This window comes from Methylocaldum gracile (assembly GCF_053646815.1).
Genome location: NZ_CM132196.1, coordinates 495,830 through 521,601 on the forward strand (window position 1 = coordinate 495,830; position 25,772 = coordinate 521,601).

The following is a 25,772-nucleotide window of genomic DNA, read 5'->3' on the forward strand; positions in this document are numbered from 1 at the left end:
AGACATGAGCGCGGCACAAGGAATAGTTCGGCTGACGTTGCTCTTCTGGGGGCTCGTTTCCGCCGGGATGGCGGCGGAGGATTCCCATCCCGTGGGCGCTTTGATCGATGCCGCCAAAAAGGACAATTCGGTCGTCCGCCGCGAGGCCGTAGAGAAGCTGGGCGAAACGGGCGATCCGCAGGTCTTCGATTCGGTCGTCGCCGCCTTGCGCGACGATAACCCGGAGGTTCGGCGGAAAGCCGCGGAGGCATTGGGCGAGCTCAAAGATCCGAGGGCGGTCGAGCCGCTGATCGGCAGCTTGAGGGACGACGACTCGGCGGTTCGATGGGCGGTTGCCGTGGCGCTGGGAGAGATGGACGAGGCGGCCGTCGAGCTTCTCGTCAATGCTCTCAAGGACAGCGAGCCTTCGGTCCGATGGGGAGCGGCGAAGGCGCTCGGAGAAATTAAAAATCCTTCGGCGGTGGAACCGCTGATCGGCGCCTTGTTCGACAGCGACGCGCTGGTTCGCCGCGAAGCCGTGGAATCGCTCGGGAATCTTCGCGACTCCCGCGCGGTGGAACCGCTGGCGGAAGCCTTGAAAGACGCCGAACCCTCGGTCCAGTGGGATGCCGCGGTCGCGCTGGGACGTTTGAACGACGCTCGGGCGGTCGAATCCTTGATCGCAGCGCTCAAGGACAGCGAAGTGGGATTCCGGGCCAAGCTTACCGAAGCGCTGGCGGCGATCGGTCCGTCCGCAGCGGAGGCTTTGGTAGCGGCGCTGCGGAACAATGATCCGGGCGTCCGGTCCGGGGTGACCGAAGCCTTGGCGAGCATCGGCCGGCCGGCTGTCGACTCCCTGATCGCGGGATTTAGGGACGACGACAGCGAGTTTCGGCGGGCGGTCAGGGAAGCGTTGCTGACGATAGGGCCCGGCGCGACCGTCCCCTTGATAGCCGCGTTGGAAAATCCGGATTGGCGAATTCGCCACGGAGCCGCAGCGGCGCTCCGGAAGGCCAAGGATTCGCGCGCGGCGGATGCGATCTCCGCAAGAATCAAGAGTGTCGCTCCGCTGGCCGAAACCTACGGCGAACAGATCGAAAAAGGCGAGTCCGGAACCGAGGACCGGTTGATCGATGCTTTGAGCTTGCTGGGAAATCCGCGGATGGCCGCGGATTTCGTCCACTGCGGAAATCCGATGCTGGAAGCGGCCGGGCGCCGATGGTCCGAAGATCACGGTCGCCCGGTCCCGAATTTATCGGAGAAAAGGAAAGGGCCCCGCTGGGCGAGCAGCAAACAGTCCTCTAATTTGCGTAATGGCGCCCTAACCGTTGCCTTTCCTTAATCGTGCGCCGCCAGCGGATGATGCGCCACTTCCTCCTGTGCGATGACTTCGGCCGGCGTGGGCGATCCTTCGATGGCGCGCTTGATCGACAGCTTGGTCGCCTCGTAATTCCAGTCCTGGATCTTGTCGTCGTCGTCGGCTTCCCAATGGATGAAGACGCCGACACAGATGAACGTGTTCTCGGCTTCATCCATCGGGATGATGCCGTCCCTGACGCTGTCCACCACGGCCTTGGCAATGCCGCGCTGCGCCGGCCCGAACATCTGGGTCGCCTGCTTCTCGTTCTTGATTTCGACTTTGTTGAACAATACCGTGTGGGGTTTGGCCATGAGATTGGGAGCGACCAGCGCCAGCAGCGCATTGTCGCCCCGCTTCTGATTGGTCAAAGCGATGCAGAATGCGGTCTCCGCATTACTGCCACGCGGTCCCATTATCAGATCGATATGCGCGACCTCTTTGCCTTCTCCCACCAAGGCTTCGCCCACCAGCACTCGATCGATTTTCGGCACTTGCATTTGCATGGTAATCCCTCCTTTGAATGCGCTTATCGGCGGAACAAACGTCCGGTTCCGAGCGCAAAGTCGCCGAAGCGTCTGCACCCGGTTTGTCACCCTTAGATCACGAGTCGGGCGGAATCGTTGCAGGTTCTTATTGAAATGGCGGCAAGCCGGGAAAGCTATGTTCTACCCATCCTGCGCGGTTCTTAATCGCTCAAGATGCCCCTCGACGCGTCTCCCGTGAGCGTACGTTTGGTAGTCCCGGAGACGGAATCCCCGCCGATGATCACCGGTCTCGAGATAAGAAAGTCGTACTCATCGATTCGGCATTGCTCCCGCCGTCTGTAAGGCCATCATCGAGTGGCGTTTCCTCGGGTTCTACACAGTCGGCCAGGAATATTTCATCGAAGTTGTCGCTATTGCCCCCGGTCAGGTCGGACCTCGACACGAAGGCGATGCGTCTCCCGTCGAAACCGATCGAAGGACTGACACTGCTGCCCGCGGCGGCATCGGTGACCGGCGTAAAGGCGCCGGTGGTGATATCGAATAAGACGATTTCGAGACTGCCGTCGGGGTTGGTCCCGGTTAAATCCCGGCCGGACACAAAGGCGATACGGGCGCCGTCGCCACTAATCGATGCGGAGTAGTTCTCGAGGAGAGGGTCGCCCTCGGTGGAATAGGTGATCTGCGTGAGTACGCCGGCGGTTGTGTCGAACAGGAAGATCTCGTCGTTGCCGTCGGTGTTGCCGCCCGTCAGGTCCTGGTTGGAGTGGAAGGCAATGCGGGTACCGTCGGCATTGATGGATGGAGCGAAGTTGCCGATTCCGGCCGCGCTTGCGATGGAGTTGGTGAGCTGCGTCGTGGCGTTGGTCGCCGTATCGAACAGGAATATCTCCCGGTTGAAGTCGGGATTCCCGCCGGTCAGGTCCTCATCGGATTCGAAGGCGATGCGGGTGCCGTTTGCGCTGATCGACGCATTGAAGCTGCCGGCCCTGGCGGGGGAGTTGGTGATCTGAGTGGTGCTATTGGCCGCCGTGTCGACCAGGTCTATTTCGAAGTTGCCGTTGGGGTTCTGACCGGTTGGATTCGCATTGGATTCGAAGGCGATACGGGTGCCGTCGGCGTTGATCGATGGCAGGTAGGCCTGGCCGACCCCGGCGTTTTCGGTGAGCTGCGTGAAGGCGCCCGCCGTGGCGTCGAACACAAAGATCTCTCTGTTCAGCTCCGGGTTCTGCCCGGTCAAATCCGCGGTCGACTCGAAGGCGATGCGGGTACCGTCCGCGTTCAGAGAGGGAGCATGGTTGGCCGGCGCTGATCCGCTCGTCGTATTGGTAATCTGGGTGATGGTGTTCGTATTCGTATCGAACAGGAAGAGCTCGAAATTGCGGTCAGCATTGCCTCCCGTCAGGTCCGCGTCGAGATGAAAGGCGATGCGGCTGCCGTCGGCGCTGATGGATGCATTGTTTTGTTGGATGATGGCTCCGAATGTGTTCCCGTCGGTGAGCTGCGTGATGCCGCAGGTCAATTGGGCGAGCGCCGTCTGCGACCAGATCCCCATCAACGGCAGGGCGACCGACAAGCCTGCACGGAGATGTTTCTTCGCTCTGCCCGTTCCCTGCTCGTTATTCCTTAACGCCTTCATGATTCCCTCCTTCCTCAAAGGTGAATCCTTTCAATTCGAGAACAATTTATTTACGGTAGTTCCTCATTTTTGTGACAAGTTTGGGGCTGGGGTAAGCAAAAGGCGGTTGTCGCTCTCATTGACACGCGGGGACATCCGGCGAGATCGCGTAGGATGGGTAGAGCGTAGCGAAACCCATCATTCCAGAGTTGTGATACACCATAGACGATTCTAAAGACTCCGAGTAAACCATGACCGACTATCGCCGTTTCCGTGTCGAGGGAGGTACATATTTCTTTACGGTTAACCTCGCAGAGCGGCATCGCAAGCTGTTGACGGACCATATTGGTGCCTTGCGCGAAGCTTTTCGTGTGGTCAAAGGAGCGCATCCATTCACGATCGACGCGGTAGTGATTTTGCCGGACCACCTCCATACGATTTGGACCCTGCCAAAGAGCGAACAGGATTTCAGCCTACGCTGGCGGCAACTTAAATCAGCCCTTTCCAGAGAGATTGAAAAGGGAGAACGCATTTCCAAAAGTCGTTCCCGTAAGGGTGAACGCGGAGTATGGCAACGCCGATTTTGGGAACACGTCATCCGCGACGAAGAAGATTTCGCGTGGCACGTCGATTACATTCACCATAATCCCGTGAAACACGGATATGTAAAGGCAGTGTCAAACTGGCCGTATTCTTCATTTCATCGGTATGTCCGATTGGGTATTTACTCGAAGGATTGGGCGGGTCCGGAAATGGGGGATCTGGATTTCGAATAGGCTCTGGGATGATGGGTTTCGCTTCGCTCTACCCATCCTACGAGGGCTATGGGCTACAAGTTGTATTCGCGTAATCAATTAGCTCGGCAATTACGTAGGACTTCCAAACAATGCCAAGATCGGACTCTGGATTTATACGGCCACTATAGATGCCTAACAGCTGACAAACCGGACTGATGACACTGGTAGAGTTCTCGTGGGTAATAATCCCGCCGCCATTCCGATAAAGAATGACAGGAGAACCAGATTGGCCTTTCCGAGTTCGGCAGTCAATTAGAAAGACCGGTAAACCGTTATGATTGATTTCTGGCTCTGATGCGACAAAGCCCGTAGCCCATACTGCGAATGAAGGTCCTGTCCGCATGCCAAAGGGAAAACCTACAACACTGACCATTTGTGCTGGCTCAATATCTAAGTGAGTCTCATAACGCGTTTTATACGGATACAACGCTACGCCGTCTGATTCGGATACCGGAAGGGCAACGACGTCAGCTTTAGCGCCTAGAGTTGGATGTTCGATCCAACGCGGAGTATCGCCATTGTAGAGCGGTTCTTTTACCTTTACGAATTCGCCCAAGCCGGATTTGGAATTGTGTGAGATGACGAGAGTATCAGGTATAGCACCTGTGGTTGAAAGAAGTTCTCCGGAATCTTGGTTTCGGCCTGTGACGTTGTGACGATTCGTAATGAGGAATGGCACTCCAGCAGCACCTATGACTACGAAGCTGCTACCCGATGCAATGGTATTGCCAAGTACCTGCATTTCAATATACAGCGACTGAAACGATGGCTGTGAAATACGGAAAGGCATACTGCATCTTATTTCAAGTTAAGCCCATGTAGGATGGGTAGAGCGAAGCGAAACCCATCAACCAGCTACCGCCCCCGCATCAACCTTTCATAATCCCCCTTGCTCAAAACATACAACGGACTCGCCGACACCCTGACAGCCGCCTTGCCGTCCTTATCGACCGCAAGATTTTCAGCATGTCCCACCACGTCTACCACAACCCAAGCCTTGCCCGGATCGAGCTTTAGCGGCCAATCGCTCGCCTGCTCGTCCGTCCGCCAGATCATGAAGGTTTCGCCGAAATAGGCGGCCTGGATGTTGGCGTCTTGGGTGTCCACGGCCTTGTAGGGCAAGCCGTCGATCAGGGCGCCGGCGGTGTAGAGAGCCGCCTCGGCGGGTTTGTGACCCATGGAGTAGTCCCAGAGGCGGCCGTAGCCCCAGTCGTATTCGTGGCCGAGGCAGAAGGCCAGCCCCAAGTAGTCGCTGCGGCTGTTGGCCCAGGCGATCATCTTCGCGGCCTGTTCCGCCTGCCAGCGGCGGCCGGTGAAACCATGGGCGGTCTTGGCGCCGGCTTCGCCCAGCCAGAACGGCAGGGTGTTCTTGCGTCCGAGACTTTCGTAAGCCGAGAGAACGCCGCGTTCGTCTTCGGTGGAGCCGTTGCCGATAGGATGGCCGAAGCGGGGCGGGCGTTGCGGATAGGCGTGGACGTCCCAGGCGTCCTGGTACTTGTCGAGGCCGAGCTTGAGCACTTCGGCGAACCACTTTCCCGAACTCAAGCCCCCGGCATAGCCTCCGTCATCCGTCGTATCGCCGGGGCGCACCAGGCTGCCGCCGACGTAATGGCCGTCCTTCCGGGGCCCGTGTACCGCTTCGTACTCCCACTTAGCCCGCTCGACCCAATGGGCGGGGGCGCGCAGTTTTTGCCATTCCCCTTCGCGGCGGATGTCGATTTCGTTGGTCGCTTTGAAGAAGCGGGTATAGGCCGAGGCCTTTTCGATGAAGGCGCGCCCGTCTTCCGGTTTGTCGTTGAGCCAGTGGCTGTCGCCCGAGGTGTCGCCGAAGAAGACCAGTCCGCGCGACTTGGCGCGCTCCCACTTCGCCTGGTGTTCCGGCGGGAATCCGGGATAGGAGCCGTAGCTCTTGTAGATGCCCGTGCGCTCCAGCCAGGCGAAGTATCCGCCCTCCTGGCGGAAGCCTTTGTCGCCGTCGAAGAAGGCGTAATAGTCGTTGTTCCAGAGCTTTTTCTTGTCCAGCCGTTCCTTTTGGGCGGCGTTTCCGCGAACCACGGTGAAGCCGTCGGCGGGATAGGCCATGATGAGCCTGCCGTCGGGCGTGTGCAGGGAGGGGTAGACGGCGTAATAACCCGTTTTGGGCGTTTTTCCGAAATCGAGCGTGGCCTCGCCGGGGAAGAGACCATCGATCTCTTTCACGGCGACCTCGTTGCCCCGGTAATCCGTCATCCTGAGGCGCAGCTTGGCGCGGAAGCGGGGCAGGGGGGCCGATAGATCACTTTCCTCCAGAATCGGATGCCAGCGGATATCGGCGCGCAGCTTGAGCGGTTCGCCCGGGCGGGGCAGATTGGCAGGCGCGTCGGCGTAGACGAGCGGCCTGAGTTTCGCGGCTATCGTATTGAGCGCCAAATCGGCGTTCGGATCGGCGAGCTGCGTCTTGATCGAATCGAGCGGACTTCCGGACTCATCGGTAAATCGAGCGGCAAAGAAGAAGCTTTCGCCTTTATCGTGCTGCATCGCCAGCTTGACCAACAGACGATGCCACCCCGGCGCAAGCGCCAAGGGCGCGGCCTGTGAAGGCTCGGCGCGTTCCGGCAGGGCAGTGACCGCAAGACCCTCGGTGGTGAATCCCTGTAGCGCATTCTTGGCGGGTTCGCCCGGAACCGGGAAGTCGGCCGGCGGGTTCGGATCGTCGGCGAAGGAGAGGGGCTGCCCGTCCAGCCATCCGGCGGTTCTGATCCCGGACTGGCGCAATTTCAGCAGCGCCTGGGTCGGCTGGTCGACGTGAAGATAGAGCTGAGCGTAGCCGGTTCCGCGCGACCAGCCGTAGGAGTGATCGGTGGCGGGCTCGATGACGGTGACGCCATTGGCTGCGGCCGGAGCCTTTTGCCAGGTCTTTATCTTGCCGCCCATCATGGCGGTGCTGAGGTAGGGCTGGCCGGGATTCGGACGCAGCACGGTTTCGCTATCGAGGCCGTAAATCGAAACGCCCGCAAGGCCATCCTGCAATCCGCCCACCAGCCAGGCTTCGGGCACGCCGTTATGGAGCGTGGTAGGCGCGTCTGATGTGACGGCCGGGATTGTGAGCATCGTGCCCGCGTGTTCCGGATCGGCGAGAAATTTCGCCACGGCCGCTTCGTTTTTCGGCGAGGCGAGGGCGCTGAGCACGGTGTAGTTGTTGTCGGTTACGAGCGCGGCGGGCAGCGCGGGCAGATTGAGGCGCCGTGCCATGTCCTCGGCTTCGGGCCCGATCGAATAGTTCACCCGGAGCTTTTGAACCCGCTGGCGTGCGGCATCGGCCGCCAATCCCCGGAACAAAATTTCGCCATGATCGCCCTTGCCGTCGAGCACGTAGAGCTGTCCGCTAGGATCGGACACACTCTTCGTCCGCGCCAGAAAGCGGTTTCGGGCTTCCGCCGCCGAGGCGCTCATCCAGTCGCCGAGCGGCGTTTCCATCTTGAGGAGAAAGGCATCGAAAACCTTCGCGCCGTCGGCTTTACCCGCGTTTTCTATTTGCAGCACCTTGTCGCCCGGCAAGATGGCCACGGTGGCAGCGCCTTTCACCCACTGGTATTCCCAGGGCGAGGTGTTGGTCACTACGAATTCGCCGCGAGCGGCCAGTGCATTCGGATCGGCGCCGGCTTTTACGGTGAAGGTCTGGGCGACCTGCGACACTTCGCCGCCGCTCTTGTACCTTGCGAAGAAGCGATAGAGGCCGGGCGGAACGGCGGGATCGAGGCTGAACCTAAAGCTCGCGCCCCAAGCGCCGAAGCCTTGATGAAAAACCTGGACTTCGTCTTTTTCGGTCAGGATCGAGCCCGCGCCTTCGAGTCCCGCAGCGGTTCCGGGATGGACCCGAATCGCGGGATCTTTGCCCGCCGACATCCAAAGCGGCGTTTTGCCCAATTCCAGAAGAACCGCCGGAAGTTCGTTAGTGCCTTGTTCCGGAAGCGCCGTCGGCGACTCTGGGCCGCCGAGCAGAAAAGCGTCGAAAATCTTGGCGTCGTGGCCGGCTCCGCTGTCGCGGATTTCGATTACGGTATCGTCGGCCTTGAGCGTCAGCGGGGTTTCCGCGCCGATCCAGGCGTATTCCCAGCCCTTGGGTTTCAGCTTCACGACCGCGCGTTGTTCGAGCTTCGAGGCATCGGGTCCCGCCCAAATCTCGAAGGTCTGCACGCAAACCTCCGGTTCGCCGCCTTGCCGCCAGCGCGCCCAAAAGGTGTAGGGGCTCGCGTTCGCCCGGGGTTCCAGTTTGAATCGGAAAGCGACACTCCACGAGCCGAATCCCGGATGCAGCGAACTGATATCATCCGGACCGGTTTGAATCGAGGCGTCTCCTTCGTGCGCACTGACATCGCCCTTATAAACACGCGTCGCATTGTCCTGGGCTGCGGCCGACGGCGGCTGGCTGCCGAGTTCGAGCAGCAGAGCAGGATTCTCGGCGCTGCCCGGAACCGGCAATCCCGAGAGTTCGGCGCCGGTAGCCAAAGTCAGCCAGGTTGCCGCCGCAATGGCAAATCCGCCCTTCGAAAAAAAATGCTTTGTCATTCGATTCACCTTGCAGAATACGCCGCTGCGCAGGAAGTCGCTCGTGGGGCGAACACGCCATTCAACACGACCGGACGATAAATCCCTATCATAAGGGAGGTCACAAGAGTGTTACGGCATCGTCGAGGTCGGTTTGCGAACCCAACGATGCGGCAATGATTGATTTGAAGCGGATGAGATTCGAAAAGTTATTCTCGCTGAAATACCTGATCCCCATAGGGTTCGTGGTCGTTCTGGTTCCCTTGCTGTTTGCCGTGATGTATGCGGCCTTCGCCATGCGCGACATCGCGCGGCTGGAGCAAAGAACCTTTTATCAGATCGTCGAGCAGGTGAAAACCGCCCGCTCGGCGCTACAAATGGTTTCCGATATCGAGCGAAAAGCCAAGCTCTTCGTCATTTTGGCGCATCCGGCCTTGCGCCAGCCCTATGAGCGGCAGTCTTACGAAACCGTTCGGAACTCCCTGAGGGAGGCCTTGGGCGAACTGCTGAAAATGGGCGTGGACGAAAAAGTCGCGCTTTCGATCAACCGGTTGTCGGAGCAAGAGCGCTTGGTTTACGAGCAAATCATCAGCTCCGACACCGGCGATCGCGTCGCCCTGCCCGACGACCAGGCATTTCAAGGTTTGCATGCGGCGGCTAATGCTTTGTGGCAGGAAATCTCGGAACAGGTCGACCGGGAGGCGAAACAGCTCTACGCACAGTCGAGATCGGTTCAGCAGGATCTGGTGATCAAGGCAGGATTTCTCTTGCCTACTTCGGTTGCCGTCATCCTGTTCTTGCTGACCTTGCTCAGCCGCTCGGTCCGGCAGTTGGACGAAGCGATCCGAAGGCTGACGGCGCGGGATTTCGGAAAGCCTATCAGCGTGGCGGGGCCGCAAGATCTTCGGTATCTCGGCGATCAATTGGAATTGTTGCGGACGCGCCTGCGCTCGCTCGAAGAGTCGAAACGGCAGTTGATGGATAATGTGTCGATCGAGATCGAGACGCCGCTGGCCCGGATCGTCGAAAGCGCGGAACAGCTCGAGATGATGAGTGACGAAGCCGGTCCTGAACAGCGCGAAATCGGCCGGACGCTGACCACGAACATTCAAAAGCTGCAAGAGTTGTTGGCGGAGCTGACCCGCTACAACCGGCTTCACGAGGAACCGGAACAGAATGTCGCCGAAAGCGTTAAGATGCAGGATCTGTTAAGGTCCGTCATCGCGGATCACCGGCCTCGCCTGCAAGCGAAGTCCTTGACGGTCAAGGAATTGGTCCAGCCGGTCGAGGTGTCCGGCGATCGGGACCAGCTACAAACCATTATTGACAACCTGATTTCCAATGCCGTGAGCTACTCGCCCGTAGGCGGCGAAATTCGAATCATTCTCCGCGCCGTGGGGGGCAACATGGAGCTGGAGGTCGAAGACGACGGGCCCGGTATCGACGAAGAGGAAAGCAAGCATGTATTCGAACCGTTTTACCGGGGCAAGGCCGCGTCCAGCCTCGCCACCGAAGGTACCGGAATGGGATTGGCCATCGCCAGCGAGTGCGTCGCCAATCAGCGCGGAAAGATCGAGGTTCTCGAACCGCGGCAGGACAAACAAGGCGCTCGCATCCGGGTTCAATTACCGCTGGTCGAGGCTGCCTGAATGAACATGCTTGTCCGCAGTACAGTTTTAATGGGGCTCTCGGTGTTGGCCGGCTGCGCGGAATTCTACCCGGACCGCTACCGGGCTTCGTATTACACACCTTCCCACGATGCCTATTCGCGATCGGATATCGACGAACTGCTGGGCTTCGGCGCCGCGTTCGCCAATAAAACCGCCGCATCTCGCGCCGAGGAATGCCGGCGGATGCTCAAGCATTACCGGCAAAATCCGGACGTCGGCGTGCGCTTGCACCTTCTGATTGCGCGAACGCTTTCCGAAGCCTGCGGCGACACGACCAAGATCTTGGCGTCCGTGGGGGCCATACCCCCCGAGCGGATGCCGGACGGAAGGGTACAGAACCTGGTTGCCATTCAAATGGAGACTCTGAAGCGGGCCGGGAGTCTGTCGAGAAAAGCGGTAGCCGCGGAACGAAAACCGGACCGCAAACAGGCGACGGTTTGTGCCCCGGACTCGAAGACGGTCGATAAGACCAATCCCCCGACCGACGAGGCGAAAATTCTTCGGGAGAAACTGGAAGCCATCAGGGCCATCGAGAAGAGCATGGACGCGCCGACGATCGACACCGAGGGTGGCGAGGGGGGAGGGAAGTAGCCAGGGGCTTTGCCGTACCCCTCGGGCACTGCGCTGTTCGCCGGCTCCCTGCTGGCCGGTGCAGCGCCTTGACACCCTTGCGACAAAGGCGTGCGAGAAATGTGGGCTAATAGTAGGTCGGCAACCCCTTGCCGACGAAGCCGTTTTTCCGACGGTTGCGTCGGGAAAGGATTCCCGACCTACTCTCCCTTGGACCGCTAAACCGGACCGGAAAGTATTGTAAGGCCGTAACCCGCCGAGCGGCCTAGCCTTTGCCGCCGACAAGCGCATCGATCTTCGCAAGCAGCCTTCCGAGCGGGGTGCGGCTGAGCGCCAGGCCGAGGCAAACGCCGATGCCGTTGGCGACCATGTCGACCGGATCGAATGTACGCACGTTGCTGAGTCCTTGAAGAAATTCCAGTCCGATCCCCAGGAAAAGGAGAAACAGCGGCCAGCGCCAACGGGGCAGGAAGGCCTGTCGAAACCAGTACGTCAGCGAGGCATACGCCAAGGCATGTTGCGCCTTGTCCCAAGCGAGCAACGGCGTGGGCGGCTGAGGCGGTTCCGGCGTCAGGCTCAGCCAGACCACGACGGCGACCATCAGCCAGCCGATGCCTTGCCAGAGGCGGGGAAGGTGTAAGGGGCGGCGTGCTTCGCCGCTGGCCGGAGGTCTATGTTTGCGACGCCCGACCGTTTTCCGAAGTCCTGTTCCCATGCAGATGAATGCTTTCCTGGAGTTAAACGGCGGATTCTAGCAATTCTGCGGACGCGGAACTTGCTGGACATTTCGAATAGGGACGTCTCCGTCGGCTGGTTGCACAGGCTGAGGTGGAGGCACCGGAGGCGGCGATCGAAGCGCCACCTAGCGAAGCCGCTGCTCTTTCAGAACGATAAAACGATCTCAGCGTGCCGCGATCGCCGCCGCTTCCTCGGGAAAGATTTCGCGCATGATGCGCTCCGCCGAAGCGGTGTAGTCGTGCCGGGTCGAGACCGGTTCCCAGGGAAGCCCGTCCAGCAGGGTCCGCAAAACCAGCCGGACGTTGTTCTCCAGGTCGCCGATCCCCATGTTCCGGTAAGGGAAGTTGAAGGTTTCGAACATGAGTTCGCCGTAATGCAATGCCCAGAAACCGTAGACCAGGTCCTGCGGCGCCATGGTCCCCGGCAGCTTCAAGTCGCCGTTTTCGATGGCTTCGTCGATGACGATGACGACCCGGTCGATCACGTCCTTCATGAGCTCGTTTTGAGCCGCGTGGCTCTCCGGCGAGATTTTTTCCCGGACGCCGGCGGACTTGACCGTGTAAATGCTTTCGTATTCCACCGGGTACAGCTTGGCGTAGAAGTGGTGGGCCAGGTGTATGGCCAGCAGCCGTTCGCGGCTGTTGCCGCGGAGCTTCAGCGCGCGATCGAAAAAGTCGCGCCAGGTTCGGAGTCCGCGTATGCAAAGGTGCATCAGCACCTCCTCCTTGCACTGGAAGTGCTGGTAAATGGTGCCCTTGGAATACTCGGTCAACTCCGCTATCCGGTCCATCCCGAAGTTGCTGAAGCCCTGTTCGGCGATCAGCTTCGCCGATATGTCCAAAATCAATTCCTTCCGGGCGATGATTTCACGTTGCTTTCGGGTTAATTTCGTCATGATTTTGACGGCATGGATAGATTTTGACGAAACGTCAATTGTTATGCTGTAATCTGAGCCGTTGCTTGGGCGAAGAACTCGCTGTGACCCAAGCAGCGTACCCGGTAAGAAGGCTGGATTTCAATGAGGCGATTCCGATGCATCGTTCCCCGTTCGTTCGGCTGATCTCGATTTTTGCAGTTCTGGTGCTAGTCCATTCCCCCGTCTGGTCTCAGAACAGTCCTCCGGCCGAGCGGGCGTCGACGGGTGAAAGTCCTGATCTTAAGACGCTCGCAGTGCTGGACTTGGAACTCACCGGCGATCTCGGCGACAGCACGCGGGAGGCCGAGTGGAGCAGGCGGCTCGCTGTCATGACCGAGGTTTTGCGGGACGATCTGAGCCGCAGCGGGTTGTACCGGGTGGTGGATCATGGGCCGGCTCCCGAACTCGTCGCCGAGCTGAAGTCGGCCCGCTATCTGCATGCCTGCAACGGCTGCGAGCTGGACATCGCCCGGCGGCTCGGCGCCGAGCGGGTTCTCGTCGGATGGGTGTTCCGAATGAGCAATCTGGTCCTCAGCCTGCACATCCAAATCCGCGACGTCGCCACGGGGCAAACCCTGATCAACCGCGCCTTCGATTTCCGGGGTGACAAGGACGAATCCTGGCGCCGGGCCATAGCCTATTTCGTCCAAGACCTGCGGGAAAGGCCGCCAAGAAGGCAATAGCTGTCCGCCTTGGGCTTTCCGGTCCAACTTCCGGAGAAAGCAAGCATGCTCGAAAAGCTGAATGTGACGAAAGCGATCGATGTGCCCGGCCACGAAGTTTGAACGGCGATCAGCGGCATCGAGCAGGATTTACGATAGGAGCATAGTCATGTCTGTCTTAAGCAAGATCATTTCAGTCCTTACTCTCGCGATCCTCGTTTCCCTTCCGGTACGCGCGAATTCCAGTATTGGGGTTCTGGATTTCGAGTTGAACGATGTCACCTCGAATCCGGGCGTTGCCGAAGAAGTGGAAAGAACGGCCTCGCTGAAACGGTTACTGGAGGAACATTTGAGTGGCAAGGGCTATCGCATCGATGCGACCGACCCGGCCGCTCAAGCCGCCGCCACCAAGGGGTTCGGATACCTCTGGGATCATTCGGACGAAGCGGCGGAGCTCGGGAAAAATAGCGGGAGCGAGTTCGTCGTGGTCGGACGGTTGCACAAGCCGAGTTTCCTGTTCGTCTATCTCATGGCGCATTTGATCGATACCAAGACCGGCAATGTCGTCGGCGACTTCATCGTCGAGGTCAAGGGCCAACAGCAGAACTTCACCGCCAAGGGCATCGAGAACCTGGCTCGGCAGATCGATACGAGACTCAAGACGGTTAGCGGGTCGTAAGCCCCGGCGGGCTGCGAAAGGTTGTGCAACGCCGGGAGGTTTCCGGTCACCCGCGCAACCCCTTTGGTACCAGCCGGCGTTCGGCGAGCTCGAAGACGCCCTCGATCAATAGCGCAAGCAGGGCGGCGGGGACAGCCCCTTGGAGGATCAATCCCGTATCGTCCAGGCGAATGCCCGTGAGAATCGGCTGCCCATATCCTCCCGCACCGATCAGCGCGCCAAGAGTCGCCATGCCGACGTTGATCACGGCAGCCGTCCTGACTCCGGAGATGATGGTGCGCAAGGCCAGGGGCAACTCCACCAGTCGCAGCCGGGCGAAGCGGGGGAGGCCGAGCGCATCGGCCGATTCGAGAAGCGGACCGGGAATGTTCTGAAGCCCGGTATAGGTATTGCGCACGATGGGCAGGAGGCTGTACAGGAACAGAGCGGTGACGGCCGGCCAGGCTCCGATTCCGAGCAGCGGGATCATGAACACGAGGAGCGCCAGCGACGGTATCGTTTGAAGAATCCCGGTGGCCCCGAGTACCAGCCTTCCCAGGCGCGGTCTACGCGCGCATAGAATACCCAGCGGAATGGCCACGAGGATGGCGGCGGCCAGCGAGATTGCGACCAGAGAGAGATGTTCGAGCGTGTGACGCCACAGGCTGGCAGCCAGGCCCTCGACCTCGGCTTCGGACGCGATGGCTAGCCGTTTCCGCAGGAAGTCGGCGGCCACCTTGCGCTCCGACACCTTGCCGAGCTTGGCCGCCGCGTTCATGGCGGTCATCTCTTTCTCCGAAATCCGGCCTTCCAGTTGTCGGAGTACCGGAAGGACGGCCGGCAGGCGTTCGGCGAGGTCGGCCCGGTAAAGAAACACGGCGCGATAGTCGGGGAAATAGCCTCGGTCATCCTCGAGCACCCGGAGCGAGTAGTATTGAATCTCCGCATCGGTGGTATAGAGGTCGGTCACATCCAGGCGGCCGCCGGCAAGGCCGCGATAGGCGAGCCCATGATCCAGACCCACGACCGCTTGCTGGGGTAAGCGGTAGGCTCGTTTGAGCCCGGGCCATCCATCCGCCCTAGCCATGAATTCGTTGCTGAAACCGAACTTGAGCTCCGGGTGGTCGCGCAGCTCGGAGATGGTGGTGATTCCCAAGCGGTCCGCGCGAGCGGTCATCATCCCGAGGGCATAGGTGTTGTTGAATCCGAGCGGCTCGGTCATCGACACGCCCTGTTCCGCCAGGACCCTGCGCAGCGTCGCCAGGTCCCGCTTCCCTTGTAGCCGACCGCCCAGAACCTCCTCGATCAGAGTCCCGGTATATTCGGGATAGAGGTCGATCTCGCCATCGATCAAAGCCTGCCAAAGGAACCGGGTCCCGCCGAGCTGCTTTCGGTGTTGCACGTCGATCCTCGCGCTTTCGAGGATCTGGGTCGCGATCTCGCCGAGGATCACCGATTCCGTGAACTCCTTGGAACCCACGGCCACACCCGTCGTCTCCCCGGCTTCAGGAGCCGAGCCGTAACCGATCCACAAGCTCAAGAGCAGGATCAGCCGGTAGATCATGTCGCCCGTTGCACAAGTCCGTCGACCAGGCTGCGCTGCGCCCGCACGAAGCGCGCGACGTACTCGGTGGCCGGCGAATCGATCAAAGCCGTCATCGGCCCTTGCTGTTCGATGGAGCCCTCGCGCAGCAGCACGATCTCGTCGGCAAAATGGCCGGCCTCGCTCAGATCGTGCGTCACCATTAGAACGGTTTTCCCGAGAGCGGTGAACAGCGTCTTGAGATCGGTCTGGAGTTCGTAGCGGATCAGCGGGTCCAGTGCGCCGAGCGGTTCGTCCAGCAGCAGGATCTCGGGGTCCAGCATCAGCGCCCGCATCAGGGCCACTCGTTGCCGTTCGCCTCCGGAGAGTTGGGACGGGTAGCGGTCGAGCGCTCCCGTAGGCAGGCGGACCAGTTCTGCGAGTTCGATCATCCGCGCCTCTGTTCGCGCGGATGACCAGCCGAGCCGGCCCGGCATCAAGGCCACGTTGCCGCGGGCGGTCAAGTGCGGAAACAGTCCGCCCTCCTGGATGACATAGCCCATTCGGCGGCGCAGTGCCAGAGCCGTCGAGGCGGTGACCGGCGTGCCCATCAACTCGACGGTGCCTCGGTCCGGGAGGACCAGGCCGTTCGCCAGCCGGAGCAGAGTGGATTTGCCGCAGCCGCTCGCGCCGATGATCACCGCCACCTGCCCCTCGGGAATCGAGAGATCGATGTCGCGAAGCACGGCAACGCCGTCATAGCTTTTGGTGACCCGTGACAGTTTGAGCATGCGGCGATAATACCGGTTAATAGCCTGAATTTCGTGGACCCGCCCTCTAAATTTGTTCCGCGACAGGACAGGGTCGATTGTCGCCGGCTTCCGATGCGCGACTCGAAACGGTTCGCGGGTCGTGTAGCTCATTTTGGCACTGCGAGTTTGCGCAACGCCTCGCGAGTTCGTTCATCGGCCACGGATAAGCGCAGTTTCCGTTCAGTCGCCGCGGCAAACCGCGGAGAGGCCGCCCCCGAAGCGATAATGTGGAGCGCGGTTCGCAGCTCATCGATCAAAGACCAGTCGGCATCGGTCATGCCGGATGAATCGGGATGTCGCGAGCCCCGAATCCAGCCATCGATGTCGCCGTCGAATCGTTGGTATATCTCGAGCTTTTCAAGGGTAATCATGATCTATGAGAATGCGTTTTGAACTCAGCACCAAAAGTAATATCGCAAATAGATTGATACCAAGCCCTCTCGGGTTTGCGACATCTTGTATGGAACCTTCCAGCATATTCAAAGGTATGGCGAATCCGGGATCCAATTTGAAAACGAAGTTTTCACCATAAATGAAAACCACCTGTAATGAATAAAAACCATTACGAGCTGTCTTCCGATGGAAAGGCGAACCGCGGTTAAAATCCCGCCGGAAAATCCGATAATCCCGAATATAAGACATGGGATATTGAGATGTTGATGATCGCGGATGGAAATAAAGCTGCCGGATAATGCGGATGCGGAAAGCAGGAGCGTGATTGCCGAAAGTGCAAGTTGTTTCTTTTTCATGGATCTCTCTGCAAGGCAGGACGACGCAATAGCGAACTCAATTCCACTTCTCCATTCACCCGATGCCGAATTTTTTCGATGGAACGATCAATCGTGCCGAATCTGCGCGCAGGCATTTAGAGCGTTTTCATCTCGCTCGTACGGCAAAACAGGCCTGGCAGGAGTCGTTGGCGCCTTCAGCCAGGGTAGATCGACTCAAGCTTTCGGAGGTCGGCAATCCTTTCCCAATCGCAAACGGTCGCTTTAGTCGCGACCCTTCCGACGAAGACGCTCGGCCGGGACGTGGCGTCGGGAAAGGATTCCCGATCTACGGGGATGCACGGTCGTAGGTCGGCAATCCCTTGCCGACGAAGACGCTCGGCCGGAGCATGGCGTCGGGAAGGGCGGCTTCGGCGCTCCAATCGCAAACGGTCATCCCAGGAGCGCTGGGATGACCCTTCCAATCGCAAACGGCCTGGCCGGGAGCGCCGGCCACGCCCTTCCCGAAGACGCCGTTTGCGATTGGAAGGGGGACTTTGGTGCTCCCAAAGTTCCCGTTTGCGATTGGAAGGGTCGCGACTAAAGCGACCGTTTGCGATTGGAAGGAATTCCCGACCTACTCGCCAGTGCCCGTACAGTAGGTATGAAAATGCTCTATTAACCCGGCCTATAAATGTAGGTCGGGTTAATCCGGGGCAGGGATGCCCCGGCGCGGCGACAAGCCGCGTGAGCCCAGGCCGGGCGTGTCCCGGCCTGGGCGGCGGCCCGAAATACCAGGAGGGTATTTACGGGCCTGATTAATAAGTACATTCAGGGAAGTCTTGCGGCATAGGCAACCTGCAGGACAACCCCGCCAGTCAAGCCAATCTGTCGAGATCCCGCAAATATTTGCGGAATGTACTTAGGCCTATTCCTGTAGGTCCCAAAAACCCTTCGACTCGGGGCGAACGGTCTACCGAGATAGGCTCTTAGAGTTCCCGCTGTCGATATTCCCGCGGCGAGCAGCCGAAGCGCTGCTTGAAAGCCCGGCTGAAATGCGACAGATCGTTAAACCCCCAGCGGAACGCGATTTCGGACAAGCTGTGGCCTACATGCGCCGAGTCGAGCAGGTTTTTCGCGCAATTTTCCAGCCGGCGCCGCCAGACATGGCGCATCAGGGAGGTCTCCTCGTCCTTGAAAAGATCGTTGATATAGCGGGCCGACAAGCCCACGCCGCTCGCGACCGATTCGACATTCAGGCCGGGGTCGGAAAGGTGCCGCTCGACGAACGCCTTGACCCGGTAGAGGGAGAGCGAACGGCTGCGGGAGAGATGAAAGTTCGCGGGGCGCACCGAATTTATGGCAAGGGTCAGCAGGCCGAGCGACTGTTCGGCAAGGGCGGAGAACTCGTGCGGATTCAAGCGGCCCGCCTGGCTGGCGGACCCGCGAAGGAACATGGACGCCACGGCGCCGATGCCGTCTTTTCCGGGAATCCGGAGCGCCGTGCAGTGCTCGATTCCGGCAATTCTGTCTCTCAGCATCGTGCGTGGAATAGAGACGATCAGTTTCGAAAAAGTCCGCGGGCAGTAGATGCGGTGGGGCCGGGTGGCATCGTAGAGGGTGATGTCGCCGGGTCTTAGAAAAACCTCCCGTCCCTGCTGTTCCAGGGAGTATTGGCCCGAGAGCAACACGACCGCGAAATAGGCGTCCTGATCGGACCGATACGGCTCGCCCGGCAGCCGTTCGATGCCGATGCCGTTGGACCGGATAGCGGAGAGGCGCAGGTCTTCCCACGGATATATCGTCATCTCGTTGAACAATGCGCCGTCGGCGGGTGGGCTGATTTCCACCTTGACGTACTCCCGGCCAATGACTTCCCGCAGCCAGCCCTGCCTCTCGCTTCTGGGCACATCGGCTGTGGATAGCGTTAAGGCCTTGGTATTCGTTGTGTGCATGGATCAGGTTCGCGTTTTTCTCGATGGCTCCGGATAGTAGGCGTGCGGCAAACGGCTGTAAACGGCAAAACCGCCGTTTCAGTCAAGTTTTCTTTCCGTCCCGATCCAGCGGACAAAGGCGGAAATATTCATACTGCGCGGCACCGATTTGTAACCGGAATTCACGATGAGATTGACGATGCAGCAAGATTCAGGACTCGCGGGAAACATGATATTGCTCAGAGGCGCCGCGCTGTGGCTGTTGATGGCTCTGGTTCTGGCCTGGTGCATGGTCGGCCTGGGATTCGGTCTGCCCGTGCTGCCGGCCATTTTTCCGGGCAAGTTCACCCGCCTCTTGCAGGCGCATCTGGATTTCCTGCTCATGAGCGCCCTGATTTTCGGATTCTATGCCGCCAGAGTGCCGCTGCCCTGGCATGTGCGCTGGGCCATGGTGGTCGGTGCCTTCACCAATTCCAGCCTGTTTTTGATGCAGGCGATGTTTCCGGTGCTGGATACTCCCACGCCCTCGGACGGTTTGTTTCCGGCGGCGTTTCGGCTGTTTTTGCTGGCTAGTATCGTCCTCACCAGCTACGGTTTCGGCAAGGGGGCGGTCATCGTATTGCGATCGACATTCAGGAACGATTGAAGCTCGACGGACGCCCTCCGGCGCATCACCCTGACTCGGCCGGATCGAGTTCGCAGAGGCTGGGCAGCCAGGGGAGGTCAGTGACGCCGTAGTCGAGCCCCAGTTGGCTCAGCAAGGTCGTCAGTTGTCCTCGGTGGTGGGTCTGATGGTTGAAGAGATGTGCGACCAGCAGCCAGAAGGGCCGGGTGCGCGTTTTACGGTCCGAAAGGCTGGTATAGGTGAAGGGCTGAGCGAGACGTTCGGGAGAGAGTGTCCGGGTCCAGTCGAGAATCTTCCGGTCCATCGTCTCGCGCTCCCGCCGCAAGTCGTCGAACGCGGAATAAAGTTCCTGGCCCAGGGCTGCCGTTGTCAACGGCAGCCCAGCCAAGCGTCCCATCCAGATGAGGTCGGCATGGAGCAGGTGATTGAGCGTGCCGTGAATCGAGCCGAAAAAAGCGCCGAGATCCTTTTTCCGGAGTTCGTCGGGAATTTCGGCGCACACCCGGTAGAGCTTCTCGTTCATCCAGGCGTTGTATTCGGCCATGGTTTCGTAATAGCTGAGCTCGTACATGAGACTATTGCTCCAATCTGCGTTTTCGTAGCCCGTATGCAGCGCAGCGGAATACGGGGAAAGAGGATTATTCGTTCACCGCGACCACCGCTTCCTTGCGGGCTCTCGACCGGCCGGTGCTATTGATGAACACCACCGATCCGATGATGATCGCCGATGCCGACAGGATGCGCGGGGTCAGCGGTTCCTGCGCGAACCAGTTGCCGAGGAACACCGCCACCAGCGGATTGACGTAGGCATAGGTCGCCACCAGCGGAATCGGCGCGTTTTGCAAGAGCCAGGCGTACGCGACGAAACCGATCATAGACCCGAAGGCGATGAGATACGCCAATGCCAGCCACGAGTCGGTGGAAACCTCCGAAAAGCTGAATCCCTTCAATTCGCCGTTCATGGCGCTCGCGGCCATTAGGGCGCAACCGCCGGCCAGCATTTCCGCGCCCGTCGTCATCAAGGCGGACTTCGGCAGATTCAGGGTTTTGCCGCAGATCGAGCCGAGTGCCCATAGAAATCCGGCGATCAGGAGCGCCGCCACGCCGAGAGCGTCCAAATGCAGGTCGTCCGAGAATTCCGACGGGCCGACCAGCAGGTAAATCCCGGTGAAGCCGATGGCCAGCCCGGCGATCACTCGGGCCGTCGGTCTGACGCCGTTCGGCCTGAGCGCGTCGGCGATCACCATGAACATCGGCACCGCGCCGATAATCAGCGCTGCAATGCCCGATGGAACGGTCTGCTCGGCCCATGAGACCAGCCCGTTGCCGCCGAGGAGGAGCAAGGTGCCGACGATGGCTGCCGATCGCCATTGGCGAAGGGTCGGCATGGCATCTCCGGCCGCGCGTCGCCAGATCAGCAAGATCACGCCTGAAACGAGGAAGCGGAGCCCGCCCGACAGAAACGGCGGAAGCGTTTCCACCGCGAAGCGGATCACCAGATAGGTCGAGCCCCAAACGAAATAAACCGCCAGCAACGCTAGCCAAATCCTCGTTTTCATTCCTCGAACGCCTGGATGACCTCGGTTTCCGATTTGCCGGCCTCGATCCATTCAACCATGGCAGGATGGCCGAGCACCGTATTCACGTAGTCCTGCGCCACGGGACCTGCATCGAGCCGATAGGTCCAAAAACGCAAGGCCACCGGTGCGTACATGGCATCGAGGACGGTGAAGCGGCCGAACAGCCAAGGACCGTCATTCGCGTGCCGCTCCCGGCAGTCCTGCCAGATTTGCCCGATTCGGGCGACGTCCTTTTGAGCGTCCTCGGGCAATTCCTTGGCAACCGGTTGTCGCCGGCAGTTCATGCTGCAATGTATGCGCAAGGCCTGAAAGCCCGCGTGCATTTCCGCCGCGAGCGAGCGGGCCTTTGCCCGGTCGGAAAGAGCTTCAGGCCATCCGCCGGTCTTCGGGAATCTTTCGGCCAGATATTCGAGTATGGCCAGGGAATCCCAGACAGTAACCCCATCGTTCACCAGTACGGGCACTTTTCCGGACGGCGAATAGGCGGCGATGCGGCTTGCCGTGTCTTCTCGATAGAGGGGAATCCGGACCTCTTCGAAGGGAATGCCGTGGTGTTTCAGAAACAGCCAGGGGCGCAGCGACCAGGAGGAATAATTCTTGTTGCCGATGACCAGGGTCAGATTCATGAAAGACAACTCCTTTTCGATGAAAAAAGTTCAGACGGACAAGGACGGGCTGTTCGTGCGGTTTCCACCGCGGTCGGTGATTTCCCCCAGAATTTCCGCGATCAGGCCGATGCCCCGCTCGATGTTTTCCGGAGCCGCATGGCTAAAGTTCAGGCGCAAGGCCGGGTAACGCTGGTCTCTTGCGGGAAAGAACGGTTCGCCCGGCATGAACGCCACGTCGCGCGTGAGGGCCGCCTGGAGCGCCGCCAGGGTATCGCACTCGCGGGTCAGACGCAGCCAGAAGAACAGGCCGCCGGCAGGCGCCCGCCACTCGGCGAGCCCCTCGAAATGGCGCAGGAGGGCGGCCTGCATGGCGTCGCGCCGTTCCCCGTAGACCCGGATCATCCGCGCCATGTGTTCGTCGAACCCGGCCGAGCTCAGAAACCGCGTGAGCCAGGCCTGGCCGATGCGGTTGGTATGCAGATCGCTCGACTGCTTCAGCCGCACCAGTCCGGAGAAGAGTTCCGGCGACGAAGCGAGATAGCCCACCCTGAGGCCCGGCGCGGTGATCTTGGAAAAGCTCCCGAGATAAACCCAGGGCGCCCGTTCCAGATAGGCGCAGATCGGGGTACGGTCGACCGTCTGGTAGACCAGGTCCCGGTACGGATCGTCTTCGATCAGGGGCACGCCGGTTTCGTCCAGAACCTGGGCTACCGCGCGCCGGACTTCGTCCGAGTAGCAATACCCGGAAGGGTTCTGGAAAGTCGGGATCAAATAGACGAAAGCCGGTCGGCGACGGTCTATGGCCAGGCGCAACGTATCCGGATCGACGCCGTCGGCGGACAGCGGAAGTCCTTCGAATTCCGCGCCGTACACGCCGAGCGCCTGGATCGTGGCGAGATAGGTGGGCGCTTCCAGCAAGACCTGCGAGCCTTCGTCGACGAACAGCTTCCCGACCAGGTCGATGCCCTGCTGCGAGCCGGATGTCACCAGCACCCGATCCGCGTTGCAATCCACCCCCAATGTGGACAGGTTCTGCGCGATCAGGCTCCGCAAGGCAGGTTCGCCTTCGCTGGGGCCGTACTGGCGGTAGTCGTCGGCGAGGCCTTCGAAATCCAGGGGCGGCATCAGTTCGTCCGCGGGCAATCCGCCGGCGAAGGAAATCACGCCGGGCCGCTGGGTGACTTGCAGGATGTCGCGGATCAGGGAACTGGTGAGCCGCTCGGCACGGCGGGACAATCGAAGCGTCATGGGATCGTTGATTCCTCGGTAAAGGATTGAAGCAGTATTTCGCCTTGCAGGTATTTTACGGCCCGGCCCGAGATGAGAACGCGTTCCCCCCGCAGTTCGCATTCCAGTTCGCCGCCCCGGCTGGACAGTTGTCTCGCGGAGAAGCGGGTTTTCCCGGTGCGCTCCGCCCAGTAGGTCGTCAGCAGGCAGTGGGCCGCGCCGGTCACCGGATCTTCCGGAATGCCGACCTTGGGTGCGAACATGCGCGAAACGAAATCCACCGAGCGGCCCGGCGCCGTGACGATGACGCCCATGAGGTCGAGCTTGGCCAAAGCCGAGAAGTCGGGCTGCAAGGAGCGTATGTCCTCTTCGTCGGCAAAAACGCAAAGGTACATGGCGCCGCGCAGGACTTCCAGGGGATTGCGTCCCAACCCTTCGGCCAGGAGGTCCGGGCAATCGCAAATCATGCCGTGACTCGCCGGAAAATCCAGCGTCATGAACTCGTTCTCGCGGCGAACCCGGAGCTCGCCGCTGCGGCTGTCGAAGATCACTTCCCGCAAGGCCGGCTCCATTTCCCGGAACACCACATGGGCCGCGGCCAGAGTCGCGTGGCCGCACAGGTCCACCTCGACCGTGGGCGTGAACCAGCGCAAGCTGTAACGCCCGTTCCCGCCGACCAGGAAAACGGTCTCGGAAAGATTGTTTTCCGCGGCAATCGATTGCAGCGCGGAATCGTCGAGCCAGCGACCGAGCACGCACACGGCGGCCGGGTTGCCGCCGAACAGGCGATCGGTGAATGCATCGATCTGATAGATGGGAATACGCATGGATTTTTTTACCTTCCTAGAGCGTTTTTTATTGCGGCTTGGCGGCGAGCATCGGAGATGCGTGGGTCGGCAATCCTTTGCCGACAGAGCTCCCGCCGACGGGCTGCGTCGGCAAAGGATTGCCGACCTACTTCGTGCGCTACGCCAAACCGAAAAATGTTGGTTTAGTAGGCCGGGAATCCTTTCCCGGCGTAACGGCTCGACCAAGCCACCTTGAGTCGGTGGGTTACGTTCCGCTAAGCCACCACAATAAATGTTCATTCAAATGCCGAATGGACTATCAGAGACCGGACATGCCCACGTAACCGGGCAAGGACCGGATGCGTGCGATCCATTGCCCGATGTGTGGAAATTCGTCCAGTACGACGCCGCCTTCCGGAGCGAGAGCGACGTACGGATAACAGGCGATATCCGCTATGGTTGGGTGGTCGGCGGCGAGCCATCGATTTTTTTCGAGATGATTCTCCATGACGCCCAATCCGGATCTTCCCAGATCCTGGCATTGCGCCAGATCCCAGGGACGGTTGAATTTGGTTACCGCCCGAGCCCGTGCAAGCCCGTACAGGATTTCGTTTTCCGACAAGGCCAGCCACTGCATGACCCTGGCCATCGTTTCCGCCTCGGTAGGGAGCCACCGTTCGCCCCCGTATTTTCTGGCCAGGTACACCAGAATCGCCATGGAGTCCCATACGACGGTGCCGGCATCGTCCAGCACCGGAACCTGGCCGCGCGGATTTAAGGCCAGGAAGGCCGCCTGCTTGTGTTCCCCCTTCATCAGGTCGACGGGTATGGATTCGTAGTTCACCCCTGACAATGAACAAAACAGCCTTATCTTGTAGCAGTTACCCGATAATTCCATGTCATAAAGCTTCATGATCGTTCCTCATTAAGATTTGATTTTTCTCGGTCCGTAATGTCATTGAATGGCGAATTCGGCGGCCTTCGCGCTTGATTTCCGCCGACTGCCGCATCGGAGAGTGCTGACTGACCCAAAGGCTTGTCACTACGACGGCAGCCACGCCGAGCAGCGAACCGCTCAACGCCTCCCCCAGCCATAACGCGGAGGCGCCCAAGGTCAGGAATGGCTGCAGCAGTTGTATCTGGCCGATCTTTGCGATACCGCCCACGGCCAGACCGCGATACCACAATATGAATGCCAGGAACTGGCTGACCACGGCGACATAAGCGAACCCGGCCCAAGCGTCGAACGGCGCCGAGAGATCGGTATGCGCCATGATCCAGCACAGCGGTCCCAGCAACCAAGGCACCGACAGCACCAGGGCCCAGCTGATCACCTGCCAGCCCCCCAGAATGCGGGTCAGCCTGGCGCCCTCGGCATAACCGAGCGCGGCCAGCAAAGACGCCGCGAACAGCCAGAGATCGTCCGAGCGAAGGCTGCCGCCCCCGGCTTCGAAGGCGAACGCGAACACCGCGGCCGCACCGATCAGCGCCGCGATCCAAAAGCGTCCGGGCAGCCGCTCGCCCGCCAACCACGCGCCGAAACAGGCCGTGGCCAAGGGCGTGACCGAAAGCGCGATGCCGCCGTGGGACGCCGGCAGTTCGCGCATGGCCCAGGCCGAAAGCACCGGGAAGCCGATGATGACCCCCAATGCGACCAAGGCTAAGCCTCGAAGCTGATGACGCTTCGGCCAAGGTTGCCGGGTGACCAGCAAAGCGATTGCCGCCAGTCCAGACGCAAGCACGCCGCGTCCAAAGGCAACGAACCAGGGATCGAGATGCAGGACGGCGACGCGCGTTGCGGGCAAGGTCAGACTGAAGCCGGCAATTCCTAAAATAGCGAGAAGCCAACCCCGGCGTATCTTCGACGTGTTCGACTGCATGACAACCGATTCCCCGAGCGTGTTTTCGTAGCGTGGTGGCCGTACAATAAATTGCCGCCGGCGGACAATACAGATACAGTTGACGATCCGTTCGGCCATCCTGTACCGGTCG

General features: G+C 60.1%; 25 protein-coding genes. 7 read left to right on the forward strand and 18 right to left on the reverse strand.

What is annotated here, in order from left to right; genetic code table 11:
• The first annotated feature begins 4 nt into the window (after window positions 1–4).
• Window positions 5–1,321, forward strand: coding sequence for a HEAT repeat domain-containing protein (locus tag ACWJJK_RS02165; protein WP_156880789.1), 1,317 nt, complete (start codon window positions 5–7; stop codon window positions 1,319–1,321).
• Here the strand turns inward: ACWJJK_RS02165 and fae are convergent.
• Window positions 1,318–1,836 (reverse strand): formaldehyde-activating enzyme, encoded by a 519-nt coding sequence (fae, locus tag ACWJJK_RS02170; protein ID WP_077731765.1) that lies wholly within the window; start codon window positions 1,834–1,836, stop codon window positions 1,318–1,320. The genes ACWJJK_RS02165 and fae overlap by 4 nt on opposite strands.
• Before the next feature lie 268 nt (window positions 1,837–2,104).
• Window positions 2,105–3,397, reverse strand: a complete 1,293-nt coding sequence (locus tag ACWJJK_RS02175; RefSeq protein ID WP_454128614.1) for a TolB family protein — start codon at window positions 3,395–3,397, stop codon at window positions 2,105–2,107.
• A 293-nt stretch (window positions 3,398–3,690) separates the two neighbouring features.
• Here ACWJJK_RS02175 and ACWJJK_RS02180 point away from each other — a divergent pair, with 293 nt between their 5' ends.
• Window positions 3,691–4,215, forward strand: coding sequence for an REP-associated tyrosine transposase (locus ACWJJK_RS02180; RefSeq protein WP_434110308.1), 525 nt, complete (start codon window positions 3,691–3,693; stop codon window positions 4,213–4,215).
• Between the two features lie 46 nt (window positions 4,216–4,261).
• On the opposite strand, the gene ACWJJK_RS02185 is transcribed toward ACWJJK_RS02180, so the two are convergent.
• Window positions 4,262–5,026 carry a trypsin-like peptidase domain-containing protein gene (locus tag ACWJJK_RS02185; RefSeq protein ID WP_133717850.1) on the reverse strand — a complete coding sequence of 255 codons (765 nt, stop codon included), beginning with the start codon at window positions 5,024–5,026 and terminating at the stop codon, window positions 4,262–4,264.
• A gap of 65 nt (window positions 5,027–5,091) precedes the next feature.
• Window positions 5,092–8,784, reverse strand: coding sequence for a hypothetical protein (locus tag ACWJJK_RS02190; protein WP_454128615.1), 3,693 nt, complete (start codon window positions 8,782–8,784; stop codon window positions 5,092–5,094).
• A 155-nt stretch (window positions 8,785–8,939) separates the two neighbouring features.
• Here ACWJJK_RS02190 and ACWJJK_RS02195 point away from each other — a divergent pair, with 155 nt between their 5' ends.
• The gene (locus tag ACWJJK_RS02195) at window positions 8,940–10,412 is read left to right on the forward strand and encodes a sensor histidine kinase (RefSeq protein ID WP_240506846.1); all 1,473 of its coding nucleotides are present in this window, start codon (window positions 8,940–8,942) and stop codon (window positions 10,410–10,412) included.
• The gene (locus ACWJJK_RS02200; protein ID WP_240506844.1) at window positions 10,413–11,024 is read left to right on the forward strand and encodes a hypothetical protein; all 612 of its coding nucleotides are present in this window, start codon (window positions 10,413–10,415) and stop codon (window positions 11,022–11,024) included.
• Between the two features lie 244 nt (window positions 11,025–11,268).
• Here the strand turns inward: ACWJJK_RS02200 and ACWJJK_RS02205 are convergent, their stop codons facing one another.
• Both ACWJJK_RS02205 and ACWJJK_RS02210 read right to left on the reverse strand, forming a co-directional pair.
• Window positions 11,269–11,718 carry a VanZ family protein gene (locus ACWJJK_RS02205; RefSeq protein ID WP_077731714.1) on the reverse strand — a complete coding sequence of 150 codons (450 nt, stop codon included), beginning with the start codon at window positions 11,716–11,718 and terminating at the stop codon, window positions 11,269–11,271.
• 186 nt (window positions 11,719–11,904) lie between these two features.
• The gene (locus tag ACWJJK_RS02210) at window positions 11,905–12,636 is read right to left on the reverse strand and encodes a TetR/AcrR family transcriptional regulator (protein ID WP_077731712.1); all 732 of its coding nucleotides are present in this window, start codon (window positions 12,634–12,636) and stop codon (window positions 11,905–11,907) included.
• A gap of 23 nt (window positions 12,637–12,659) precedes the next feature.
• On the opposite strand from ACWJJK_RS02210, the gene ACWJJK_RS02215 reads away from it, so the two are divergent.
• Complete coding sequence (locus tag ACWJJK_RS02215; RefSeq protein WP_454128616.1) at window positions 12,660–13,340, forward strand: DUF3280 domain-containing protein; 681 nt, start codon at window positions 12,660–12,662, stop codon at window positions 13,338–13,340.
• Window positions 13,341–13,488: 148 nt separating this feature from the next.
• On the forward strand, window positions 13,489–13,998 hold the full coding sequence (locus ACWJJK_RS02220; protein WP_133717856.1) for a DUF2380 domain-containing protein: 510 nt from the start codon (window positions 13,489–13,491) through the stop codon (window positions 13,996–13,998).
• 46 nt (window positions 13,999–14,044) lie between these two features.
• On the opposite strand, the gene ACWJJK_RS02225 is transcribed toward ACWJJK_RS02220, so the two are convergent.
• The 5 genes from ACWJJK_RS02225 to ACWJJK_RS02245 all read right to left on the reverse strand — a co-directional run bounded on the left by ACWJJK_RS02225 (window position 14,045) and on the right by ACWJJK_RS02245 (window position 18,973).
• Window positions 14,045–15,541, reverse strand: coding sequence for an ABC transporter permease/substrate-binding protein (locus tag ACWJJK_RS02225; protein WP_347257849.1), 1,497 nt, complete (start codon window positions 15,539–15,541; stop codon window positions 14,045–14,047).
• The gene (locus tag ACWJJK_RS02230) at window positions 15,538–16,422 is read right to left on the reverse strand and encodes an ATP-binding cassette domain-containing protein (RefSeq protein WP_347257850.1); all 885 of its coding nucleotides are present in this window, start codon (window positions 16,420–16,422) and stop codon (window positions 15,538–15,540) included. The genes ACWJJK_RS02225 and ACWJJK_RS02230 overlap by 4 nt, the downstream gene beginning before the upstream one ends.
• Complete coding sequence (locus tag ACWJJK_RS02235) at window positions 16,419–16,682, reverse strand: hypothetical protein (protein WP_077731707.1); 264 nt, start codon at window positions 16,680–16,682, stop codon at window positions 16,419–16,421. Before ACWJJK_RS02235 ends, ACWJJK_RS02230 begins: the two co-directional genes overlap by 4 nt.
• Before the next feature lie 108 nt (window positions 16,683–16,790).
• Window positions 16,791–17,060 carry a hypothetical protein gene (locus tag ACWJJK_RS02240; RefSeq protein WP_156880796.1) on the reverse strand — a complete coding sequence of 90 codons (270 nt, stop codon included), beginning with the start codon at window positions 17,058–17,060 and terminating at the stop codon, window positions 16,791–16,793.
• 947 nt (window positions 17,061–18,007) lie between these two features.
• Entirely contained in the window at window positions 18,008–18,973 is a 966-nt protein-coding gene (locus ACWJJK_RS02245; RefSeq protein ID WP_156880797.1) for an AraC-like ligand-binding domain-containing protein, read from the reverse strand.
• Between the two features lie 178 nt (window positions 18,974–19,151).
• Between ACWJJK_RS02245 and ACWJJK_RS02250 the strand changes: the two genes are divergently transcribed.
• Window positions 19,152–19,598, forward strand: a complete 447-nt coding sequence (locus ACWJJK_RS02250) for a hypothetical protein (RefSeq protein WP_077731761.1) — start codon at window positions 19,152–19,154, stop codon at window positions 19,596–19,598.
• Between the two features lie 25 nt (window positions 19,599–19,623).
• On the opposite strand, the gene ACWJJK_RS02255 is transcribed toward ACWJJK_RS02250, so the two are convergent.
• From ACWJJK_RS02255 to ACWJJK_RS02285, 7 genes are all read right to left on the reverse strand, one after another.
• The gene (locus ACWJJK_RS02255) at window positions 19,624–20,148 is read right to left on the reverse strand and encodes a DinB family protein (protein WP_077731704.1); all 525 of its coding nucleotides are present in this window, start codon (window positions 20,146–20,148) and stop codon (window positions 19,624–19,626) included.
• Window positions 20,149–20,215: 67 nt separating this feature from the next.
• Window positions 20,216–21,136 carry an EamA family transporter gene (locus ACWJJK_RS02260; protein WP_086133635.1) on the reverse strand — a complete coding sequence of 307 codons (921 nt, stop codon included), beginning with the start codon at window positions 21,134–21,136 and terminating at the stop codon, window positions 20,216–20,218.
• Window positions 21,133–21,783, reverse strand: coding sequence for a glutathione S-transferase family protein (locus tag ACWJJK_RS02265; RefSeq protein WP_454128617.1), 651 nt, complete (start codon window positions 21,781–21,783; stop codon window positions 21,133–21,135). The genes ACWJJK_RS02260 and ACWJJK_RS02265 overlap by 4 nt, the downstream gene beginning before the upstream one ends.
• Window positions 21,784–21,813: 30 nt before the next feature.
• Window positions 21,814–23,013: an aminotransferase-like domain-containing protein gene (locus tag ACWJJK_RS02270; RefSeq protein ID WP_077731700.1), complete on the reverse strand. Its 1,200-nt coding sequence runs from the start codon at window positions 23,011–23,013 to the stop codon at window positions 21,814–21,816.
• On the reverse strand, window positions 23,010–23,819 hold the full coding sequence (locus tag ACWJJK_RS02275; RefSeq protein WP_434110289.1) for a PhzF family phenazine biosynthesis isomerase: 810 nt from the start codon (window positions 23,817–23,819) through the stop codon (window positions 23,010–23,012). Before ACWJJK_RS02275 ends, ACWJJK_RS02270 begins: the two co-directional genes overlap by 4 nt.
• A gap of 280 nt (window positions 23,820–24,099) precedes the next feature.
• Complete coding sequence (locus ACWJJK_RS02280) at window positions 24,100–24,693, reverse strand: glutathione S-transferase N-terminal domain-containing protein (protein WP_434110287.1); 594 nt, start codon at window positions 24,691–24,693, stop codon at window positions 24,100–24,102.
• The gene (locus tag ACWJJK_RS02285; protein ID WP_454128618.1) at window positions 24,680–25,660 is read right to left on the reverse strand and encodes a DMT family transporter; all 981 of its coding nucleotides are present in this window, start codon (window positions 25,658–25,660) and stop codon (window positions 24,680–24,682) included. The genes ACWJJK_RS02280 and ACWJJK_RS02285 overlap by 14 nt, the downstream gene beginning before the upstream one ends.
• Window positions 25,661–25,772: the final 112 nt, after the last annotated feature.

What these genes read in the sequence shown, in the direction of transcription:
- fae (WP_077731765.1), bottom strand. Translation starts at nt 1,836, where the DNA reads ATGCAAGTGCCGAAAATCGATCGAGTGCTGGTGGGCGAAGCCTTGGTG.
- ACWJJK_RS02200 (WP_240506844.1), top strand. Translation starts at nt 10,413, where the DNA reads ATGAACATGCTTGTCCGCAGTACAGTTTTAATGGGGCTCTCGGTGTTG.
- ACWJJK_RS02270 (WP_077731700.1), bottom strand. Translation starts at nt 23,013, where the DNA reads ATGACGCTTCGATTGTCCCGCCGTGCCGAGCGGCTCACCAGTTCCCTG.
- ACWJJK_RS02210 (WP_077731712.1), bottom strand. Translation starts at nt 12,636, where the DNA reads ATGACGAAATTAACCCGAAAGCAACGTGAAATCATCGCCCGGAAGGAA.
- ACWJJK_RS02275 (WP_434110289.1), bottom strand. Translation starts at nt 23,819, where the DNA reads ATGCGTATTCCCATCTATCAGATCGATGCATTCACCGATCGCCTGTTC.
- ACWJJK_RS02205 (WP_077731714.1), bottom strand. Translation starts at nt 11,718, where the DNA reads ATGGGAACAGGACTTCGGAAAACGGTCGGGCGTCGCAAACATAGACCT.
- ACWJJK_RS02180 (WP_434110308.1), top strand. Translation starts at nt 3,691, where the DNA reads ATGACCGACTATCGCCGTTTCCGTGTCGAGGGAGGTACATATTTCTTT.
- ACWJJK_RS02230 (WP_347257850.1), bottom strand. Translation starts at nt 16,422, where the DNA reads ATGAGCTACACGACCCGCGAACCGTTTCGAGTCGCGCATCGGAAGCCG.
- ACWJJK_RS02280 (WP_434110287.1), bottom strand. Translation starts at nt 24,693, where the DNA reads ATGAAGCTTTATGACATGGAATTATCGGGTAACTGCTACAAGATAAGG.
- ACWJJK_RS02265 (WP_454128617.1), bottom strand. Translation starts at nt 21,783, where the DNA reads ATGAATCTGACCCTGGTCATCGGCAACAAGAATTATTCCTCCTGGTCG.
- ACWJJK_RS02185 (WP_133717850.1), bottom strand. Translation starts at nt 5,026, where the DNA reads ATGCCTTTCCGTATTTCACAGCCATCGTTTCAGTCGCTGTATATTGAA.
- ACWJJK_RS02235 (WP_077731707.1), bottom strand. Translation starts at nt 16,682, where the DNA reads ATGATTACCCTTGAAAAGCTCGAGATATACCAACGATTCGACGGCGAC.
- ACWJJK_RS02165 (WP_156880789.1), top strand. Translation starts at nt 5, where the DNA reads ATGAGCGCGGCACAAGGAATAGTTCGGCTGACGTTGCTCTTCTGGGGG.
- ACWJJK_RS02195 (WP_240506846.1), top strand. Translation starts at nt 8,940, where the DNA reads ATGATTGATTTGAAGCGGATGAGATTCGAAAAGTTATTCTCGCTGAAA.
- ACWJJK_RS02255 (WP_077731704.1), bottom strand. Translation starts at nt 20,148, where the DNA reads ATGTACGAGCTCAGCTATTACGAAACCATGGCCGAATACAACGCCTGG.
- ACWJJK_RS02220 (WP_133717856.1), top strand. Translation starts at nt 13,489, where the DNA reads ATGTCTGTCTTAAGCAAGATCATTTCAGTCCTTACTCTCGCGATCCTC.
- ACWJJK_RS02260 (WP_086133635.1), bottom strand. Translation starts at nt 21,136, where the DNA reads ATGAAAACGAGGATTTGGCTAGCGTTGCTGGCGGTTTATTTCGTTTGG.
- ACWJJK_RS02250 (WP_077731761.1), top strand. Translation starts at nt 19,152, where the DNA reads ATGCAGCAAGATTCAGGACTCGCGGGAAACATGATATTGCTCAGAGGC.
- ACWJJK_RS02285 (WP_454128618.1), bottom strand. Translation starts at nt 25,660, where the DNA reads ATGCAGTCGAACACGTCGAAGATACGCCGGGGTTGGCTTCTCGCTATT.
- ACWJJK_RS02240 (WP_156880796.1), bottom strand. Translation starts at nt 17,060, where the DNA reads ATGAAAAAGAAACAACTTGCACTTTCGGCAATCACGCTCCTGCTTTCC.
- ACWJJK_RS02245 (WP_156880797.1), bottom strand. Translation starts at nt 18,973, where the DNA reads ATGCACACAACGAATACCAAGGCCTTAACGCTATCCACAGCCGATGTG.
- ACWJJK_RS02190 (WP_454128615.1), bottom strand. Translation starts at nt 8,784, where the DNA reads ATGACAAAGCATTTTTTTTCGAAGGGCGGATTTGCCATTGCGGCGGCA.
- ACWJJK_RS02225 (WP_347257849.1), bottom strand. Translation starts at nt 15,541, where the DNA reads ATGATCTACCGGCTGATCCTGCTCTTGAGCTTGTGGATCGGTTACGGC.